Origin of the sequence: Stenotrophomonas maltophilia (assembly GCF_039555535.1) — a bacterium.
Lineage (GTDB): Bacteria > Pseudomonadota > Gammaproteobacteria > Xanthomonadales > Xanthomonadaceae > Stenotrophomonas > Stenotrophomonas maltophilia_Q.
The window spans coordinates 3,224,136-3,242,586 of sequence record NZ_CP154630.1; the positions used below are offsets into that span (position 1 = coordinate 3,224,136).

At 64.2% G+C, this 18,451-nt stretch carries 21 protein-coding genes; 5 read left to right on the forward strand and 16 right to left on the reverse strand.

The genetic code is table 11. The features are described 5' to 3' along the window. Positions 1–6: 6 nt before the first annotated feature. The 6 genes from ppnN to grxD form a co-directional block, all read right to left on the reverse strand. A complete protein-coding gene (gene ppnN, locus AASM09_RS14975) occupies positions 7–1,395 on the reverse strand; it encodes a nucleotide 5'-monophosphate nucleosidase PpnN (RefSeq protein WP_049432572.1) in 1,389 nt (462 codons plus the stop codon). Positions 1,396–1,646: 251 nt separating this feature from the next. After that, complete coding sequence (locus tag AASM09_RS14980; RefSeq protein ID WP_049432570.1) at positions 1,647–2,048, reverse strand: hypothetical protein; 402 nt, start codon at positions 2,046–2,048, stop codon at positions 1,647–1,649. A 29-nt stretch (positions 2,049–2,077) separates the two neighbouring features. Beyond that, entirely contained in the window at positions 2,078–2,845 is a 768-nt protein-coding gene (locus AASM09_RS14985; protein ID WP_157804737.1) for a Fic family protein, read from the reverse strand. A gap of 120 nt (positions 2,846–2,965) precedes the next feature. Further along, positions 2,966–6,214: a TonB-dependent receptor gene (locus AASM09_RS14990; RefSeq protein WP_080355089.1), complete on the reverse strand. Its 3,249-nt coding sequence runs from the start codon at positions 6,212–6,214 to the stop codon at positions 2,966–2,968. Between the two features lie 232 nt (positions 6,215–6,446). Further along, complete coding sequence (locus AASM09_RS14995; RefSeq protein WP_049432566.1) at positions 6,447–7,223, reverse strand: SDR family NAD(P)-dependent oxidoreductase; 777 nt, start codon at positions 7,221–7,223, stop codon at positions 6,447–6,449. Then, positions 7,220–7,540, reverse strand: a complete 321-nt coding sequence (grxD, locus tag AASM09_RS15000) for a Grx4 family monothiol glutaredoxin (RefSeq protein ID WP_005408852.1) — start codon at positions 7,538–7,540, stop codon at positions 7,220–7,222. Before grxD ends, AASM09_RS14995 begins: the two co-directional genes overlap by 4 nt. A 121-nt stretch (positions 7,541–7,661) precedes the next feature. Here grxD and AASM09_RS15005 point away from each other — a divergent pair, with 121 nt between their 5' ends. Further along, positions 7,662–8,240: a superoxide dismutase gene (locus tag AASM09_RS15005; protein WP_049432595.1), complete on the forward strand. Its 579-nt coding sequence runs from the start codon at positions 7,662–7,664 to the stop codon at positions 8,238–8,240. A gap of 48 nt (positions 8,241–8,288) precedes the next feature. Here the strand turns inward: AASM09_RS15005 and AASM09_RS15010 are convergent, their stop codons facing one another. The 5 genes from AASM09_RS15010 to purE all read right to left on the reverse strand — a co-directional run bounded on the left by AASM09_RS15010 (position 8,289) and on the right by purE (position 11,645). Next, entirely contained in the window at positions 8,289–8,828 is a 540-nt protein-coding gene (locus AASM09_RS15010; RefSeq protein WP_238378630.1) for a transposase, read from the reverse strand. A gap of 133 nt (positions 8,829–8,961) precedes the next feature. Further along, positions 8,962–9,252 carry an IS110 family transposase gene (locus tag AASM09_RS15015; RefSeq protein ID WP_238378631.1) on the reverse strand — a complete coding sequence of 97 codons (291 nt, stop codon included), beginning with the start codon at positions 9,250–9,252 and terminating at the stop codon, positions 8,962–8,964. A gap of 280 nt (positions 9,253–9,532) precedes the next feature. Next, complete coding sequence (locus AASM09_RS15020) at positions 9,533–9,874, reverse strand: carboxymuconolactone decarboxylase family protein (protein WP_004152082.1); 342 nt, start codon at positions 9,872–9,874, stop codon at positions 9,533–9,535. A 122-nt stretch (positions 9,875–9,996) separates the two neighbouring features. After that, a complete protein-coding gene (locus tag AASM09_RS15025; protein ID WP_049432564.1) occupies positions 9,997–11,145 on the reverse strand; it encodes a 5-(carboxyamino)imidazole ribonucleotide synthase in 1,149 nt (382 codons plus the stop codon). Continuing rightward, entirely contained in the window at positions 11,142–11,645 is a 504-nt protein-coding gene (purE, locus tag AASM09_RS15030) for a 5-(carboxyamino)imidazole ribonucleotide mutase (protein WP_005412808.1), read from the reverse strand. Before purE ends, AASM09_RS15025 begins: the two co-directional genes overlap by 4 nt. Positions 11,646–11,703: 58 nt before the next feature. Between purE and AASM09_RS15035 the strand changes: the two genes are divergently transcribed. From AASM09_RS15035 to AASM09_RS15050, 4 genes are all read left to right on the forward strand, one after another. Then, positions 11,704–11,973 carry a Trm112 family protein gene (locus tag AASM09_RS15035; protein WP_049432560.1) on the forward strand — a complete coding sequence of 90 codons (270 nt, stop codon included), beginning with the start codon at positions 11,704–11,706 and terminating at the stop codon, positions 11,971–11,973. Next, complete coding sequence (gene nadC, locus AASM09_RS15040; RefSeq protein WP_049432557.1) at positions 11,970–12,821, forward strand: carboxylating nicotinate-nucleotide diphosphorylase; 852 nt, start codon at positions 11,970–11,972, stop codon at positions 12,819–12,821. Before AASM09_RS15035 ends, nadC begins: the two co-directional genes overlap by 4 nt. A 172-nt stretch (positions 12,822–12,993) precedes the next feature. After that, the gene (locus AASM09_RS15045) at positions 12,994–13,995 is read left to right on the forward strand and encodes a DUF2272 domain-containing protein (RefSeq protein WP_049432554.1); all 1,002 of its coding nucleotides are present in this window, start codon (positions 12,994–12,996) and stop codon (positions 13,993–13,995) included. 67 nt (positions 13,996–14,062) lie between these two features. Continuing rightward, positions 14,063–14,413, forward strand: coding sequence for a DUF3301 domain-containing protein (locus AASM09_RS15050; RefSeq protein ID WP_005415950.1), 351 nt, complete (start codon positions 14,063–14,065; stop codon positions 14,411–14,413). Between the two features lie 85 nt (positions 14,414–14,498). On the opposite strand, the gene AASM09_RS15055 is transcribed toward AASM09_RS15050, so the two are convergent. The 5 genes from AASM09_RS15055 to petA all read right to left on the reverse strand — a co-directional run bounded on the left by AASM09_RS15055 (position 14,499) and on the right by petA (position 18,427). Continuing rightward, positions 14,499–14,951: a ClpXP protease specificity-enhancing factor gene (locus AASM09_RS15055; protein ID WP_049432553.1), complete on the reverse strand. Its 453-nt coding sequence runs from the start codon at positions 14,949–14,951 to the stop codon at positions 14,499–14,501. 84 nt (positions 14,952–15,035) lie between these two features. After that, positions 15,036–15,671 (reverse strand): glutathione S-transferase N-terminal domain-containing protein, encoded by a 636-nt coding sequence (locus tag AASM09_RS15060; protein WP_005415948.1) that lies wholly within the window; start codon positions 15,669–15,671, stop codon positions 15,036–15,038. A gap of 134 nt (positions 15,672–15,805) precedes the next feature. Next, positions 15,806–16,555, reverse strand: a complete 750-nt coding sequence (locus AASM09_RS15065; protein WP_049432549.1) for a cytochrome c1 — start codon at positions 16,553–16,555, stop codon at positions 15,806–15,808. Next, a complete protein-coding gene (locus AASM09_RS15070; RefSeq protein WP_049432546.1) occupies positions 16,548–17,807 on the reverse strand; it encodes a cytochrome b in 1,260 nt (419 codons plus the stop codon). Before AASM09_RS15070 ends, AASM09_RS15065 begins: the two co-directional genes overlap by 8 nt. Further along, positions 17,807–18,427, reverse strand: coding sequence for a ubiquinol-cytochrome c reductase iron-sulfur subunit (gene petA, locus AASM09_RS15075; protein ID WP_049432544.1), 621 nt, complete (start codon positions 18,425–18,427; stop codon positions 17,807–17,809). The genes AASM09_RS15070 and petA overlap by 1 nt, the downstream gene beginning before the upstream one ends. Positions 18,428–18,451 lie beyond the last annotated feature (24 nt).

The window sequence follows — 18,451 nt, forward strand, 5'->3', positions numbered from 1 at the left end:
ACAGGCTCAGGCCAGCACCTGGTAGCAGGGCTGGTATTCGCCGGAGATCTTCATCCGGCGCTGCTCGACGAAAGCGCGCAGCAGCCCGTCCAGAGCCTGCATCATGTCCGGGTCGCCATGGATCTGGAACGGCCCGAACTCTTCGATGCGGCGCATGCCGTCTTCCTTCACGTTGCCGGCAACAATGCCCGAGAACGCCCGGCGCAGGTCCGCCGCCAGCGCATGCGGTGCACGCCCGTGGTGGAGGTCCAGCGCTGCCATCGCCTCATGGGTCGGCACGAACGGCTGCTGGTACTCCCACGGAATCTCGATCGACCAGTTGAAGAAGAACGAGTCCTTCTGCGCCAGGCGGTGCTCGCGCACGCGCTTGATGCCATTGGCCATCTTCTTCGCCACCGCGACCGGGTCGCCGATGATGATCTCGTAGCGCTCGGCTGCTTCGTCACCCAGGGTCAGGCGGATGAAGCGGTCGATCTGCTCGAAGTACGGCGCCGCCACGGTCGGTCCGGTCAGGATCAGCGGGAACGGCAGGTCCTTGTTCTCCTCGCGCAGCAGGATGCCGAGCAGGTACAGGATCTCCTCGGCGGTGCCGACGCCACCGGCGAACACGATGATGCCGTGGCCGATGCGGACGAAGGCCTCCAGGCGCTTCTCGATGTCCGGCATGATCACCAGGTGGTTGACGATCGGGTTCGGCGACTCGGCGGCGATGATGCCCGGCTCGGTCAGGCCGATGTAGCGCGTCACGGTACGGCGCTGCTTGGCGTGGGCGATGGTGGCGCCCTTCATCGGGCCCTTCATCGCGCCCGGGCCGCAGCCGGTGCAGATGTCCAGGCCGCGCAGGCCCAGCTCATAGCCCACCTGCTTGGTGTACAGGTACTCGTCGCGCGAAATCGAATGGCCGCCCCAGCAGACCACCAGGTTCGGGTCGCCCGGATTGAGGATGCGCGCATTGCGCAGGAGGCCGAACACCGCATTGGTGATGCCTTCGGACGACTCCAGTTCGGCCGCGTAGGCCGGGCCCATCTCGATGGCCATGTAGGCCAGGTCACGCACCACCGCGAACAGCAGTTCGGCGACGCCGCGGATGATCTCGCCATCGACGAAGGCCATCGCCGGTGCGTTGACCAGGTCGATGCGCACGCCGCGATCCTGCTGCGCCACCTGGATGTCGAAATCCGGATACAGATCGCGCGCCGCGCGCGGATCGTCAGAGGCGCTGCCGCTGGTCAGCACGGCCAGCGCGCAGCGGCGCAGCAGTTCGTGCATGCCGCCGGCAGACGCATCGCGCAGGCGGGCCACTTCGGCCCGCGACAGCACATCCAGCCCACCGCGCGGGTAGATCCGCGCGTCCTGCACCGGCAGTGCGCGGGCTGATTTTTCGTTCGTGGTCATGTCCAATTTTTCGCTTCCTTCAAGGTTTCCGACTGTACTGCCGCCCCCTTAAAAAGCAAAACGGCCGGGAAGCCCGACCGTTGGATGTGTGCTCCCCGCGTTCGCCTTTCCGGGACCGCATCGGCGGCGTTGGCACCGCGCACATTTCTGGATGCTACGCCGATGCGGAGTGGCCTGCAAGGACTTTCGCCTGAACGGAAAACGGCCGGGTTTCCCCGGCCGTTTTCCACCTTCTTCCTTCTGGCTACCTACTATTTGAAGCAATAGTTGAATATGTTCCCGGGCCAGAAGGGATCCTGAGAGTATGGATCCTTGAAGCTGAGCTCGATGAGGCCATAACTGTTGGGCCCTTTGAAAATGAACGCAACGACTCCCGCATATTCATAGTAGGTCTTCTTCATTTCGTACGACCAGCCAAGATAATCGTTCACGGCGGCCGATCGCATCAGCTCCGCATTCTCCACGCAATCGCGATGCAACTCATACACCGTCGCCGGATAGGAGGTATCTTCCCGCGTAGTATCACCGGTTCCCGGATAGGTGGGCGTGGGCGGGCAATAGCTCGGGTTACACCAAGGATCAAGGCCAGCCTTAGCACCACCTGCAATGGACATGGCCACAACGAACGTGCTGATCAATACCGAAAGCTTCATGAGAACTCCTCTCCTTGTAGTTCCAACTTTTACCAGGCTCGAGCTAGAAGAGACCCTTCAGGCTCGATTGAGATTGCCCAATCAAATACTCGTGCACTCGCCTCCTCATCGAAAAGACCTTCGAAGAACGTTACGGCTGCGGCATGGAACTCCTGGACACCGGAAACAAAACCCTCAGAAAGCTGATCCATGGCGACCACAAGATCACGCTGCCTGAACTTCACATAGAGAGCCAAAAACGACACAAATTCCGCAACTTCAGCCGATTCGGACGAAGCCGCAAGAGAGATAAGCCACATGCGCATTGTCCGCCCATTTCCGTCCTCAAATGGATGAAGAATGCTCATGATGAACACTGCAAAATAAGCTTTCTGCAAGGTCTCAAGAGATTGATATGAGGGTGATATTTCCCTGATGATGCGAGCAACATCGACTTGAGCGGCAACAAAACTCAACGGATTCCCGCTACTCCCCACCCGGATACGGTTCACTCGAAAACTGCCGGAACGATCAGCCTCTTCTGCCGCACACTTGTGCAGTAGACAGAGCAGGGGTCCATTTATCCGCGCGACATCCCTTTTCCGGCTCATCTTCAGATAGCGCCGAGCACGTTCACACCGCTCAAATCGATCCGGCCGGGAATCACAACGTGGGCAGTAGCGAAGTCGGCAACTGGCGACACTGGCCATCAAGTCCAGCGCATGAGAACAGCGCGCTACACAACGTACAGGATGTTGTAGATCCAGCTTATTCAGTGCAAGCAATGCCTGCGGAGACACTCCATATCTGACTTTCATTTCCACCATCCATGGACAGCCGTATCCCAGCTATAGCAAACCAAAAATTTCTTGTCTACCACAACAAAAACGGCCGGGTTTCCCCGGCCGTTTTCACTTACCGCTTCAGGCTCTGATTGATCAGAACTTGTACTTCACAGTCAGCTGCATGGACCAACGCGACACGGCAGTGTTGCCCTTGTCGTTGTTGTTTTCCTGGATCGACGAATCATCCGCACCGGTGAACGAGTACACATACTTCCCGGTGGCCGGATCGATACCTGCGAAGTTGCCCACGCGGCGGGTTGCATAGAAGCCGTAGTCGTCAATGAGGCCCCACTTCTTGTTCAGCAGGTTGCCGACATTCATGATGTCCAGGGCAACTTCACCCTTGTGACCCTTCACGAAGCCTGGGAATTCCTGGCTGATACGAACGTCGAAGCTGTTGACCCACTTGGCGCGGTGCGAGTTGGCCGGGACCACGCTGCCACGGTAGGCCTCGAGTTCCGGGTTCTGCGCCAGCCAATCGAAGAACTTCTTCTCCATCGTTGCGCCGCCAGTGAACAGCACGTCGCCCACACCCTTCGGCACGTAGAACAGATCGTTGCCGATCGCACTGTCGCCGTTGGCATCGTTGTAGAACACGTAGCTGTACGGACGGCCCGAGCGACCTTCGTAGAACAGGCCGATACGGGTAGCGTTGTCACCGAAGAAGTTGTGCTTCCACTCCAGGGTGCCGGTGATACGGTCCTTGATCGCATAGCGCGAGTTGTACGCGATGTTCTCGTTGGCGTTCAGGATCTGGGTGTTGTTCCAGTTCGAGGTGTTCTGCGAGCTGGTCAGCGGGCTCACTTCCTTCGACTGGGTGTAGGTGTAACCCAGCGACCAGCCCCAGTTCTCGGTCAGCGGCTTGGCCAGCGAGAAGGTAGCCTGGCTGCCACGACCCTTGTCGGTGTTGCGCAGCAACATCACGTCACCGATGTTGTTCGGACGGTTGGCGCGGTTCAGCGCGCCGTTGGTGCCGTTTTCCATACCAAGGTTGTCGCCGGAACGGCTGTCGATCTTGCTGTTGGCCTGATTCAGACCTGCCGGGTTCCAATACAGCTCACGACCGTCCTGCGCCGAAACGAAGGTCGCACCCTTGCCCTTGCCGTCCGTCAGGTCCAGACGTTCGAAGTACAGACCATCCTTGACCTTGGTGAACAGCACTTCAGCCGACGCCACGATGCCGTACCACGGCAGCTCATGGTCGAACGCCAGGTTGGCCTTCCACACTGACGGCAGGCGGGTGCCCGGAGCGATAATGTCCACGTTCTGGCGAGCAATGATCTTCGACGGATCCGGAATGAACGGATTGTCGGCATCAGCACTGAAACCACCCGGGTTGCCACTGACGTTGTACTCAACGTAGTTCAGACCGGTGTTCTGGTAGGCACCTGCCAGCCACACGTTCGGTGCTGCACCGCCGAACAAGCCAACGCCACCACGCAGCTGAGTCGGACGATCGCTGTCGAAGGTGTAGTTGAAGCCAACACGCGGCTGGAACAGGCTCTTGTCCACCAGCTTGGTGTTGTCGTAGCCGTAGCGCGACTGGATGTCGGTGTTGTACTTGTTCTGGCTGGTGAAGTCCGGGATATCGAGACGGACACCAAACATCAGGCTCAGGTTGTAGTTGATCGCCCAGGTGTCCTGGATGAACAGGCCAGTGTTCTTCAGATGGAACTTGGCCGGAATATCATCCAAGCTGCCACCCGGACGCGGCACGCGCAGCTGGTAGCCGTTGGCGGTACCCTTCAGGAACGACGCCAAGTCGCGGAAGTCATACGCGCCGTACAGATTACGGCCGTAGAAGTTCATCAGGTTATTGTCGGTGTAATCGAAACCGAACTTGACGGTGTGGTCACCGATGTACCAGGTACCAGCACCGAAGGCGCTCAGTTCCTTCGACTCGACCAAGTTGGTGTGAGTGTTCTGCTCGGTGCCCAGGTACAGCGAGTTGTTGCCGAAGCGCACGCGCATCTGCGGCAGGTGCGAGGCCGCGACACGATTGGACGAGTAGTCCTTGTGCGAAACCTTGAACTCGGTCGAGAAGTTCTCGGACCAGTCACTGAACAGTTCACCCATCCAGGTTTCGTACTGGGTCGGCTGGGTGTACCAGAAGTCACTCAGCGACAGCGCGCTGCTGCTGACCTGCGGGAAGCGGACGACGTCCTGCTTCATCTTGTTGTAGCGCAAGGCCGCACGGTGGTTCTCGTTGATGTTCCAGTCGAGCTTGACGGCGTACTCTTCGATCGTCGTCTTGTTGTTCAGACCGTCAACGCCGCCGACCGGATAGCCCAGATCACTCATGCGCTTCTGGACTGCCGAGATATCGGCGTCACTGATGCCGCCCTTGGACGGATCCTTGTTGTACGGGCTGTCACTCAGGCTCACGCCGCCGCCGCTACGCTCGTACTTTTCATAGTTGGTGAAGAAGAACAGCTTGTCCTTGAGGATCGGACCGCCGAACGTCATGCCGTAGGTCTTCTCGTCCTTGAAACCATTGAAGTCCGACTTGTCACCTTCCAGGCGCGAACGGACCATGTCCTTGTCGCGGTACGAGCCGTACACGGTGCCGTGGAACTCATTGGTACCCGACTTGGTCACGGCGTTGATCACCGCACCGGTACCGCCGGAGATGGTGGTGTCGTAGTTGGCCAGGTCGATGTTGATTTCCTGGATGGCGTCCATCGACACCGGCTGACGCTCGGTCGGCAGGTTGTTGGAGCCCAGGCCGAACGGATCGGAGGCACTGATGCCGTCGATGCGGATGGCGTTGTAGCGGGTGTTCTGGCCACCGGCCGAGATCGCGCCGTCAGCCTTGCTGACCTGCGAGATGCGCGGGTCCAGGCGGATGTAGTCCTGGATGTTGCGGTTGGCCGACGGCAGCGCGTCCATCGTTTCGCGGGTCACGTTGCTGCCGGTGCCCATCTTGTTGGCACTGAACAGGTCCAGGCCACCCGCGGTGGCGACGACGTTCACTGCGTCCAGATTGGTCGCAGCCAGGTCACCGCCGAGGCTGGCGTTGACGGTGTTGACCTGATTCAGGTTCAGGAAGACACCTTCTTCGGTCTTGGTACCTTCACCGGACTTGGTGATGGTGATGGTGTACGGACCACCCACGCGCAGGCCGCGCGCGTTGTATCGACCCGACGCATCGGTCGTCGCACGCGAAACGGTGCCCGACTCGGTGTGGGTGATGGTGACTTCAGCGCCGGCGACAGGCTGGCCTGCGGCGGACATCACCTGGCCACCGACACCTGCAGAGGTGCTCTGGGCAAAGGCGGGAGCGGCGGCAAGTGCGGCCACGAGACCAAGGGTAAGCTTGGACATCCGGAGTGGGTGGGTCATTTTTCGGTAGCCTCGATGCGAGTTGGCGATGGCGGAAAAAAAGCGCATCCAAACAGCCCTGCGGGTGGCTGGTCGGAGATTTATCTGGGGTTCCCTACCGCTTGGCTGAAGGCAGCCATAACGGTTAACACTAGATTAACACGCTACGCCATCAATGTGACGGTTGTGCGACAAACGGCACCGGATCGCAACGCAATCGTGACGGGTTCTTCACTCCGCCTTTCCCCGGGGCTCACTCGCCGGGGAATGCCTGGCTGGCATCGAGAATCTGGCCCCGCCAGGCGCTGCCAGCGCTGGACAGCAGGGCCACGGCCGCAGCAGCGGCGGCCTCCGGGCCCTGCGCGGCCGGGTCCTGGTCGACGGAATAGGCCCGGGCGCGCAGCGCCGTGCGCAGGGGGCCCGGATACAGGCCGCTGACCCGCACCGGGCTGCGGCCAAGTTCGTCGTGCAGGCTGGTGATCAGCCCGCGCAGGCCATGCTGGGCCACGCCGTACCCACCCCAATAGGCCTGCCCCACCCGTTCGGAGGCATCGACCGCAAACACCAGGGCGGCATCCTCGCGCTGCCGCAGCAGCGGCAGGCAGGCCTGGGCCAGCCATGCCGGAGCAGTCAGGGTGACATGCACCGCACGGGCGAAACTGGCCGGGTCGGCCAGTTCGAACGGGGTCAATCCGGGGAAATGGGCGGCACAGACCAGCACTCCATCCAGCCGCCCCAGCTCGCGCTGCAGGGCCTGGGCCAGTTCGGCATAGTCGTCGGGACCCGCACCCTCAAGGTCCAGCGGATACAGCAGTGGTTCCGGGCCGACGGCCTGGACCTGGGCATAGACACGGTCCAGGCGGCGCGGCTTGCGCCCCAGCAGGACCACGGTGGCCCCGGCTGCGGCAGCGGCAACGGCCGCCGCACTGCCCAACCCACCGCCGGCGCCGGCAACCAGCACCACGCGATCCTGCAACGGGCGGCCATCGAGCGCCCCGTTGGTCGGTGACGTCGATGGCCAGGCACTCATCCCTGGGTCGCCTCTTCGACGATGCGCTTGAGCTCGCCGGCTTCAAACAGTTCCAGGACGATGTCGCAGCCGCCGATCAGCTCGCCGTTGATGAACAGCTGCGGGAAGGTCGGCAGGTTGGAGAACCGCGGCAGGTTGGCGCGGATCTCGGGTTCTTCCAGCACGTTGACGGTGCGCAGGGTGACCGCGCCGGCTGCCATCAACGCCTGCACGGCGCGGCTGGAGAAGCCGCACATCGGGTATTGCGGGGTGCCCTTCATGAACAGCACGAGCGGGTAACGATCGACCTCGGCCTGGATTTGCTGCATTACCGCCACAACCTCACTCCTTGCTTCGCCGGACAAACCGACCGCGGTGGTCGGCTAGACTGCCCACGGTAGCCGCCATTGTAAGCGGATGGAACCGGCTGCCGCCGCCCCTCTGGCCACGAACCTGTCCATGCCTGTCGAATTGCCTGCCCTGCCCTACCTTTCCGGCTCACTGCAGCCGCACCTGTCCGCACAGACCCTGGAACTGCACCACGGTCGCCACCATCGCGCCTACGTGGATGCGGTCAATGCCGGCATCCTCGGCACCGAGTGGGAAGACGCGTCACTGGAGGAAATCGTCCGCCAAGCCCAGGGAAAGCTGTTCGATGCGGCTGCCCAGGCGTGGAACCACGGCTTCTACTGGCAGTGCCTGCGCCCCCGAGGCGGCGGCGAACCGCAGGGCCGCCTGGGCGAGCTGGTCAAGCGCCAGTTCGGCGACGTGCAGCGCCTGCGCGAGGAATTCAACCGCACCGCGCTGGGCCTGTTCGGCTCGGGGTGGGTGTGGCTGGTGCAGCACCCGGGCGGGCAGCTGGGCATCCAGGCGACCCGCAATGCCGGCACGCCGCTGACGGGTGAAAGCACCCCGCTGCTGTGCTGCGATGTCTGGGAGCATGCCTACTACACCGACTACCAGAATGACCGCGCGCGTTATCTGGAGGCGTTCTGGCAGCTGGTCAACTGGGAATTCGCCGAAAGCCAGCTGCGCTGAGGCAGGGACGCTGCCCCCCCCTGTAGAGCCGAGATCCTATGTTCGCGGTCAAGCCTGCTGGAAGCAGGCTTGACCCACTTTCAGCATGGCTGGGTCAAAGTCCCGACCGCTTTTGAAGACTCCCCAGGCGATCCTGGCCAGCTTTCTGGCCAGGATGTTAAAGCTGGCGGTACTGCTGTGGCCACGTTCGCGGATGGCCGTATAAAGGGCTTTGCCGCCTTTGGATCGGGTCAGGCCCATGGCCGCCATGTAGAGGATCTGGCGCAGGCTGGCGTTACCACGCTTGGACAGGCGCCGTCTGCCGATCCGCGCACCGGATTCGTTGGGTCGCGGATCCAGACCGCTGCAAGCAATCCAAGCGTCTGAGCTGGTCAAGGGCCAGCGCGTGATGTGATGGGTGATGAAGGCCGCAACCGTCGGTCCGATCCCCGGGATGGTCATGATCCGCCGATACAGGTCGCGCTGTTCACCGCTGCGGCACAGTTGCTGAATCTGTTGGTCGAGCATGGCAATGGCCTCTTTCAGACCAACGAAGATGCGCCCAAAGATGGCCGACTCCGACGCTCCCGCGCCTAGCGAGAGATTCAACTTCGCCTTGCTCCGGACCAGGCTGTCGCGTTGCTGGAGTAGCACATGCAGCTGCTCCTGGGCAGGTGAACGGGCGACATGCTCATGCAGATTGTCGGCCTCCTTAGCGATGTAACGCGCGATAACCTGCGCGTCACCTGAGTCGGGTTTTGCCGCGGCAGGCCACGCCCTTGGCGTAATGTTTGATGTCGCGCGGATTGAGCACAAAGACGGCGTGCCCGGCCTTCTGGGCAGCTTGAACCACAAGCTCGTGGTAGCGATTGGTTGCCTCCACTCCAATGCGAGATCTGGCCGGCAGGCCGGACACCCACTTAGTGATGGCCGACGCTGAATTGGTGATGCGGGCGCTGCCCTTGGTGCCGTGACAGGCCACCACAAGGGTCTTTGAATCGGCATCGATGCCGACGGCCAAACGATCTGACATCTGAACAACTCCCAGCTATTGTTGAGGGGCTGGGGTGGTACCGCACCACGTTGGCTTGCCTACATCGGCGGTCCTCAAAGGCCGCTAGATCCTTTATCGACGTTAAGGTGCGGGATGGGGATCGCTCGGCTCGTCTGTCGGCTGGTACCCGCAGATATCATGTTGACGGTCCCTCCACCCTGGCTCCTACATACCTCGTAGGAGCCGGGAGGAACATACAAGCCCATGCTCGGCTGGCCGGACAGCAGCCGAGCATGGGCTCGGCTCTACAGATGAAGCTTCAAGCGCTCTCGTGCGCGGCCACCGCGTCCATCACCCGCGCCGAATACACCAGCGCCGCACCGGCATTGAGCGACACCGCCACACCGAGTGCCTCGGCGATTTCCTCGCGGCTGGCGCCGTGCTTCAGCGCGGCATCCACGTGCACGGTGATGCAACCGTCGCAGCGGGTGGTGACCGCCACCGCCAGCGCGATCAGCTCGCGGGTCTTCGCATCGAGGTGGTTGGTCTGGGCACCGGCATTGGCCAGCGTGGCGTAGCCCTTCACCGTATCCGGCGAGAGCTTGCCGATCTCGCCGATGCGGCCCTTCAGTTCCTTGCGATAGGCATTCCAGTCGAGCATGGGGTGACTCCTGTGAAAGGAGCCCCACGCTACCACCGGGAATGTTGCGCCGATGCCTGCACTGGCGCGCCACACCGTTGCAGCCACACAGGGTCGTGCCGGCCGCTGGCCGGCCCCCTTGTTCAGCGGTTGCGCAGCGCGTGCACCGCCGGTGCCACCTGGGCCTGACGGCCCAGCTCCAGGCCGACCTGGTCCAGTGCATCGGCCAGCGCGGCGGCATCATCATCGCGCAACGTGGCGTGACCGACCTTGCGACCTTCGCGCGACTCCTTGCCGTAGTCGTGCCAATGGCCGCTGGCCTGGCCCAGCACCGGCGCCGGGTCGGGCATCGCGCCCAGCCAGTTCAGCATGCAGGCATGGCCGAGCATGCGGGTGCTGCCCAGCGGCAGGCCCAGCACGGCACGCAGGTGGTTCTCGAACTGCGAGGTCTCGCTGCCTTCGATGGTCCAGTGGCCGGAGTTGTGCACGCGCGGCGCCATCTCGTTGGCCAGCAGTTCGCCATCGCGGCAGAACAGCTCCAGGGCGAACACGCCGACGTACTGCAGGTGCTCGGCAACGCGGCGGGCATAGCCGATCGCGGCCTGCCGCTCGGCATCGGACAGCACGGCCGGGGCCACGCTGGCCGACAGCACGCCGTCGACATGCCAGTTGCCGGTGACCGGCCAGGCCTCGAAGCTGCCATCGCGGCCACGCACGGCGACCACGCTGACCTCGCGCTGGAACGCCACGAAGCCTTCCAGGATCAGGCCGGTACGCTCGACCTGCGCACCCAGTGCATCCCACGCGGCGTCGATGTCGGCCTCGCTGCGCAGGCGGAACTGGCCCTTGCCGTCGTAACCCAGGCGGCGGGTCTTGAGGATGCACGGCAGGCCGAACTCGGCCGCCTTCGCAGCCAGCTCGTCACGGCTGCGGATATCGGCAAAGGCCGGCAGCGGGATGCCCAACTGCTGGAACAGGGTCTTCTCGCTCAACCGGTCCTGGGCCACCGCCAGCGCGGCCGGCGGCGGATAGACCGGCACGCGGTCGGCCAGGAACTGCGCGCTGTCAGCGGGCACGTTCTCGAAATCGAAGGTGACCACGTCGACCTTGGCAGCGAACTCCGCCAGCGCCTGGCGGTCGTCGAAGGCACCGACGGTGAGCGGCGCCAGCGGGCCGCTGCAGGCGTCGGCCGCCGGGTCGTACAACTGGAAGCGCAGCCCCAGCGGCGCACCGGCCAGGACCATCATGCGGGCGAGCTGGCCGCCGCCCAGGATGCCGACGGTCAGGCTCATTGGCGCGGATCGTCGTGGGCCATCACGTCTTCGGTCTGGCGTGCACGGAAGGCGTCAAGCGCCTGGCCGATCGCCGGCTGGTCGCTGGCCAGCATCGCGGCGGCGAACAGCGCGGCGTTGGACGCGCCGGCATTGCCGATGGCGAAGGTGGCGACCGGGATGCCGGCCGGCATCTGCACGATCGACAGCAGCGAGTCCATGCCGTTGAGGGCCTTGGACTGCACCGGCACGCCCAGCACCGGCACCGCGGTCTTGGCGGCGATCATGCCCGGCAGGTGGGCGGCCCCGCCGGCACCGGCGATGATCGCGCGCAGGCCACGCGGGCCCGCCTGCTCGGCGTAACTGAACAACACATCCGGCGTCCGATGCGCGGACACCACCTTCACTTCGAACGGAACACCCAGGGCTTCAAGCTTCTGGGCGGCGTGCTGCATGGTTTCCCAGTCGGAACGGGAACCCATGACGATGCCGACAAGCGGCGCGATCGGGTTGGGGGTCATTGGCCGTCACCTGCCTTAAAGACGTATTCTAGCCATCTTCCACGCAAGACGAAGAACCATGGATCGCAAGCTGCTCGACCTGCTGGTGTCGCCGGACACCCGCCAGCCCCTGTCCCTGCTGGATGGCAAGGGCCTGGAAGCCCTCAACAAGGCCATTTCCGCCGGTGCGGTGAACAAGGCCGATGGCAACCCGCTGGCGCAGCCGCTGCGCGAAGCGCTGGTCACCCGTGACCGCAAGCAGGTGTTCCGCGTCGACGACGGCATTCCGGTGCTGCTGGCCGAGGAAGCCATTCCCACCGCCCAGATCACCGACTTCCCGGCCGCATGAGCGCGCTGCCGACGCCGGATGCGGCCGTTGTCGCCGCCGATGTCGCGCGTGCGCTGGCCGAGGACCTGGGCAGCGGCGACGTCACCGCTGCGCTGCTGCCCGACCAGGCCGACAGCGCTTACCTGCTGTGCAAGCAGGACGGAGTGATCGCCGGCCGCCCCTGGTTCGACGCCACTCACCGCGCGCTCGACCCGGACGTGCGCATCGAATGGCGCGTCTCCGAAGGTGACGCGGTCACCGCCGGCACCGTGCTGGCCCTGCTGCACGGCCGCAGCCGCAGCCTGGTCAGTGCCGAGCGCACCTCGCTGAACTTCCTGCAGACGCTGTCTGGCACCGCCACCACCACGGCCCGCTACGTGGCCGCCGTGGCCGGTACCGGTACGCGCATCCTCGACACCCGCAAGACCCTGCCCGGCCTGCGCCTGGCACAGAAGTACGCCGTGCGCTGTGGCGGCGGCGAGAACCACCGCTTCGGTCTGTACGACACGGTGATGCTGAAGGAAAACCACATCCGTGCCGCCGGTTCGCTGGCCGCGGCCGTGGCCGCCGCACGCCGGCAATGGCCTGGGCTGCCGCTGGTGGTCGAGGTCGAGGATCTGGCGCAGCTGCGCCAGGCACTGGAAACCGGTTGCGAACGCATCCTGCTGGATGACTTCAGCCCCGACCTGCGCCGCGAGGCGGTGCGCATCACGGCGGGCCGCATCCCGCTGGAGGTCTCCGGCAGCGTGGGACTGGGGGGCCTGCGCTCGATCGCCGAAGACGGCGTGGACTGCATCTCCATCGGTGGCCTGACCAAGCACGTGCAGGCCATCGATCTGTCGCTGAAGCTGGGCCCGCCGCCGGGTTGAGGCCTACGTGACCTTGTAGAGCCGAGCCCACGCTCGGCTGCCTCTCGATCTGCAGCGAGCCCCGCACGCGATGAGCCGAGCACAGGCTCGGCTCTACAGGATCCGGGGCACCTTCACGGCTCGGCTACGCCAGCCTCTGCGACGCTGCGGCCATCCCCCACAGGAGCCGCGCATGCGCCGGATGCTCTTGCCTGCCTGCCTGCTGCTGGCCGCGGCGCCGCTGTCCGCGGCGGCCGCCGAAGCCTGCGATGTGCCACCGCGCTTCGGCCTCAGCCCCTTGGCCGTGGCCATCCGCAACACCGCCTGCAACGAGCACCGGTTGTGGTTCCGGCCCTTCATCGATCGTGATGGCCGCGCCGCCAGCCTCAGCGTCACCGAGGCCGAAAGCGATCACCTGGCCGACAATGGACTGATCGCCTGGCAGCGCGTGGCCGGCTACTGGCGCAACAGCGGCACGCTCAATGCGATGGGCAGCATCGCGGGGGCCAGCAGCTGCCTGGCCCCGTTGGGCACGCGCTACACCGACAGTGACTGCCGGGCGTTCCTGATCGACAACCCTTGGTCGGCTGCCTTCATTTCCTGGGTGATGGTGCGCGCCGGTGTTCCGGGCTTCAACACCTCGCCACGCCATATCGACTACATCCGCGCGGCCTACCAGGGCGGCCCATCGGGCGTACCTTACCGGCTGGTCGACCCCGCCACCGCCAAGCCCGCGCCCGGCGACCTGCTGTGCTTCCTGCGTGACCGCAGTACCACGCTCAGCTACAGCGGGCTGGTACAGGCGCTGGGCAATGGCTCGGTGGGCCACTGGAAATCGCATTGCGAAGTGGTGGTGGCGGCCAACCTCGGCGGCGACCAGACGCTGTACCTGGTGGGTGGCAACGTGATGAACACGGTGGCGATGCGGTTGCTGCAGCTTGATCGTACCGGGTTGATCAAACTGCCACCGGCGCGCGAACGCAACAGCACGGGCATTGACCCCAGCTGCACCCCGGGGCGTGAGGAAGAATGCAGTTTCAACCGCCAGGACTGGGCCGCCCTGCTGCAGCTGACTGCAACCTCACCGCTGGTGATGCCCTCGCCCACTGCCGCGCCGATACAACCCACGCCGGTGTCGCAACCGACCAGCGCGCCCGCACAGCCGGTGACGGACGAACCCCGACCGACACGCTGATGCCGGCGCTTGATCCAGCGCGCGTTCGCCGCCATCTTTGCGGGATCGACCTCTGACGGCTGACGCCATGCCCACCCTGCTGCTGTTGCTGATTGCCGGCGGAATCATCTACTTCTTCTGGAACGCTGCGCGTTCGGCCGCCGAGCGCGCCGTCGAGCTGGGTCGCAACGCCTGCCGCGCCGCCGATGTGCAATGGCTGGACCAGGCGGTGCACGCCACCGGCCTGCGCCTGTCGCGCGGCGAAGATGGCCGGCTCGGCTTCGAGCGCACCTTCAAGTTCGAGTATTCCTACGATGGCATCGACCGCCATGTCGGTCGCATGGTGCTGCGTGGCGACCAGCTGATCTCGTTCACCGGCCCGGGGGCGGCGCGGATCAGCCAGATCCGGCCGGATGTGGAGGATGCCGAGGATGTGTAGGGGCTTGGGGTGCCGACCAACGGTCGGCACGCACCGGTGAATCCTGCAAAGAAAAACGCCGCCCATCGGGGCGGCGTCGGAAACATCATTTGACGACGCGCAGGTTCGGGCGTCCCTTGGGCGGCGGACTGGCCGGCGGCGTATCGTCCGGCGGCGTACCTTCATCGTGCAGCAGTTCATCGCTGGTCGGAGCGGTATCGTTGCCCGGAATATCGTCCGGCAGCGCCATTCCCTGCCCGGTCTCGCGCGCGTAGACGGCCAGCACGGCGCTGATCGGTACCTGCACCGGATAGCTGGTGCCGGAGAAGCGCGCCGAGAAGCTCACCATCTCGTTGTCGATCATCAGCCGTACGACGGCACGTTCGGCGATGTTGAGCACGACCCGGCCATCCTTGACCGCCGAAGGCGGGACCTGCACGCCGGGAACGCCGGCGTCGACCAGGATGTGCGGGGTCAGCTGGTTGTCGTTGATCCATTCCACCAGCGCCCGCAGCAGGTACGGGCGGTGGCTGGTCATGTGGAAGAAGTCTTCGGTCATGCGTGAAGTGTACGCGCCCGGCGCCCCGCCGGGGCGGATCGCCTGCACGCCGGTCGGCGTGCAGACGGGTAACGCATGCCAGGATCAGACCGGCAGATCGCGCAGTTTCTTTTCCTGCTCGGTCAGGCTGCGGACGAAGCCGGGGTGGCGGAAGATGCGGTTGCCATAATCCTCGATCGCCTTGCCGTCCTTCGGCAGCGGTACATCCAGCGACTGCAGGCGCCAGATGATCGGCGCCATCGCGCAGTCGGCCAGGCTCATTTCCGGGTTGAGGAAGAATTTGCTGGCCTTGAACAGCGGCAGCGAGGCGGTCAGCAGTTCCTTCAGGCGCTTGCGCCCGGCCTCGGCCTGGGTCTTGTTGCCCAGCTGGATGGCCTGCACCTGCGGCACCCAGTCGTGCTCGATGCGCAGCATCGCCAGGCGGATGCGCGCGCGCGAGAGCGGATCGACCGGCATCAGTGGCGGATGCGGATAACGCTCATCCAGGTACTCGCTGACCACCGATGCGGCGTACAGCACCAGCTCGCGCTCGACCAGGGTCGGCACCGAATGGTACGGATTGAGGTCGATCAGGTCTTCAGGCGGGTTCTGCGGATCGACCGGAACGAAGTCGAACGTGACCCCCTTGGCCGCCAGCACCAGGCGTACACGGTGGCACAGTACATCGTCGTTCGAGGAAAACAGCGTCAGTGTATTGCGCATGCGTACGCTCGCCGCCATCAAAGGCTCTCCCACGACAGGAGACCGCCTGCCGCATCGGCGCCGCCGGCACCGTGCCAGCGATCGACTCCTCCCCGAGTGTGCAACCGACCATCACAAAAGCCAATAGGCCCGTGCGATGGCCGGCGGCAGAATCAGTGAACGTCCTTCCAGTATTCCTTCTTCAGCAGGTACAGCAGGAAGGTCAGCAGGGCCAGGAACAGGATCACCCACACGCCCAGCTGCTGGCGCTTGAGCGCGGCCGGTTCACCGGCGTATTCGAGGAAGTTGGTGATGTCCCGCACGGCCTGATCGTACTGCCCGGCATCGACCGACCCGGGCGTTTCGATTTTCAGGCCGGTCACCGGCGGGTCCATGCCGGGCGCTTCCGCCTTGCCGTGCACCGCATGCTGCAGGCCCTGCATCTCCCACAGCGGGTTGGGCATGGACGCGTTGGCGAACAGCGCGTTGTTCCAGCCCAGCGGCCGGCTGCTGTCCAGGTAGAACGACTTGAGGTAGGTGTAGACCCAGTCGCTGCCGCGTACGCGCGAAATCAGGCTGAGGTCCGGCGGCATCTTGCCGAACCACTTCTCGGCGTTCTCCTTGGGCATCGCCACCGGGATCGGGTCACCGATCGCCGAGCCGGTGAAGTTGAGGTTGTTCATCACCTCCTCTTCGGTCAGGCCCAGGTCCTGCGCCATCCGCGAATAGCGCAGGTACTTCAGCGCGTGGCAGCCGGAGCAATAGTTCATGTAGAGCTGCGCGCCGCGCTGCAGCGAGGCCCGGTCACCCAGGTCGTTGCCGGCCTGCAGCAGCTTGGTGCCACCTTCGGCGGCGGAGGCCAGGAAACTGCCCAGCATCAGGGCGGCCATCAGGGCCAGCCGGACCATCCAGCGATCAGTCATGGGTGGTCACCCTCTCCGGTACCGGCTTGGTCTTGTCCAACCGTGTCCATAGCGGCATGGTGATGAAGAACGCGAAGTACAGGAAGGTCAGCACCCGCCCGATGTAGGTCTCGTGCACGTCGGTGCCCGGACCGGAGCCGATCACGCCCAGCCACACGAAGCACACCGCCAGCACGCCCAGCATCACCTTCGAGATCCAGCCGCGGTAGCGCACCGACTTCACCCGCGCCTTGTCCAGCCACGGCACCAGGAACAGGATCGCGATGGCCGAGAACATCACCAGCACGCCGCCCAGCTTGTTCGGCACCACCCGCAACATCGCGTAGTACGGCGTGTAGTACCAGACCGGCTTGATGTGTTCCGGGGTCACCAAGCGGTTGGCCTCGGTGAAGTTGTCGTGCTCCAGGAACAGGCCACCGAAACCGGGCGCGAAGAAGATGATGAAGGCGGCGGTGATCAGCAGGAAGCCGGCGCCGACGCCATCCTTGAGCGTGTAGTACGGGTGGAACGGAATGCCGTCGGCCGGCGCGTTCGGCGACCAGCGGTTGCCCTTCGGCCCCTTCTTGATCTCCACGCCATCGGGATTGTTCGAACCCACTTCGTGCAGCGCGCCCAGGTGCAGTACCACCAGCAGCAACAGCACCAGCGGCAATGCGATGACATGCAGCGCGAAGAAGCGGTTGAGCGTGGCGTCACTGGGCAGGTAATCGCCCATGATCCATTCGGTCAGTCCGTTGCCGATCACCGGTATCGCGCCGAACAGCGAGATGATCACCTTGGCGCCCCAGAACGACATCTGGCCCCACGGCAGCACGTAGCCCATGAAGGCTTCGGCCATCAGCACCAGGTAGATCAGCATGCCCAGGATCCACACCAGTTCGCGCGGCTTCTGGTAACTGCCGTACAGCAGGCCGCGGAACATGTGCAGGTAGACCACGATGAAGAACAGCGAGGCCCCGGTGGAGTGCATGTAGCGGATCAGCCAGCCCCACTCCACGTCCCGCATGATGTATTCGATGGAACCGAACGCCTCGGCGGCGTTGGTCTTGTAGTGCATCGTCAGGAAGATGCCGGTGACGATCTGGTTGACCAGCACCAGCAGCGCCAGCGAACCGAAGTAGTACCAGATGTTGAAGTTCTTCGGCGCATAGTACTCGCTGACGTGCTTGCGGTAGACCGGCATCAGGCCGGGCGCGCGGGCGTTGACCCAGTCGGCCACGCCGCTGGCGGTACGGCTGAGGATATTGGCCATCAGGCTGCCCCCTGCGGATCGACACCGATGATGATGGTGTTGTCGTCCTGGTAGTGGTGCGCGGGCACCTTCAGGTTGATCGGCGCCGGCACGTCCTTGAAGACGCGCCCGGACATGTCGAAGCGCGACTTGTGGCAGGGGCAGAAGTAGCCGCCCTTCCACTGCGGGTCGTAGGGTTCAGGCCGGATCTCGGCGACCATTTCCGGCGAGCAGCCCAGGTGCGTGCACAGGCCGACCAGCACGGAGATGTCCGGCTTGATCGAGCGCAGCTCGGGATTCTGCTTGAGCACGTAGTCCGGCTGCTGGTCCTTCTCGCCGGACTCGGGGTCCTTGAGACGGCCATCCAGCCCGTGCAACGCTTCGAGGATCGCCTTGGACCGTTTGACGATCCAGATCGGCTGGCCACGCCATTCCACTATCAGGCGTTGGCCTTCCTGCAGGGCGCTGATGTCGGCCACCACCGGTGCGCCGGCAAGCTTGGCGCGGGCACTGGGGTTCCAGGATTTTATGAAAGGAACTGCGGTGAATCCGACGCCGACGGCGCCCACCACGGCTGTGGTGGCAGAAAGAAAACGCCGACGTCCGGTGTTGACTGGATCGTGTACCCCATCGTTGGCCATCCGGCACTCCGATATTGATTAGGT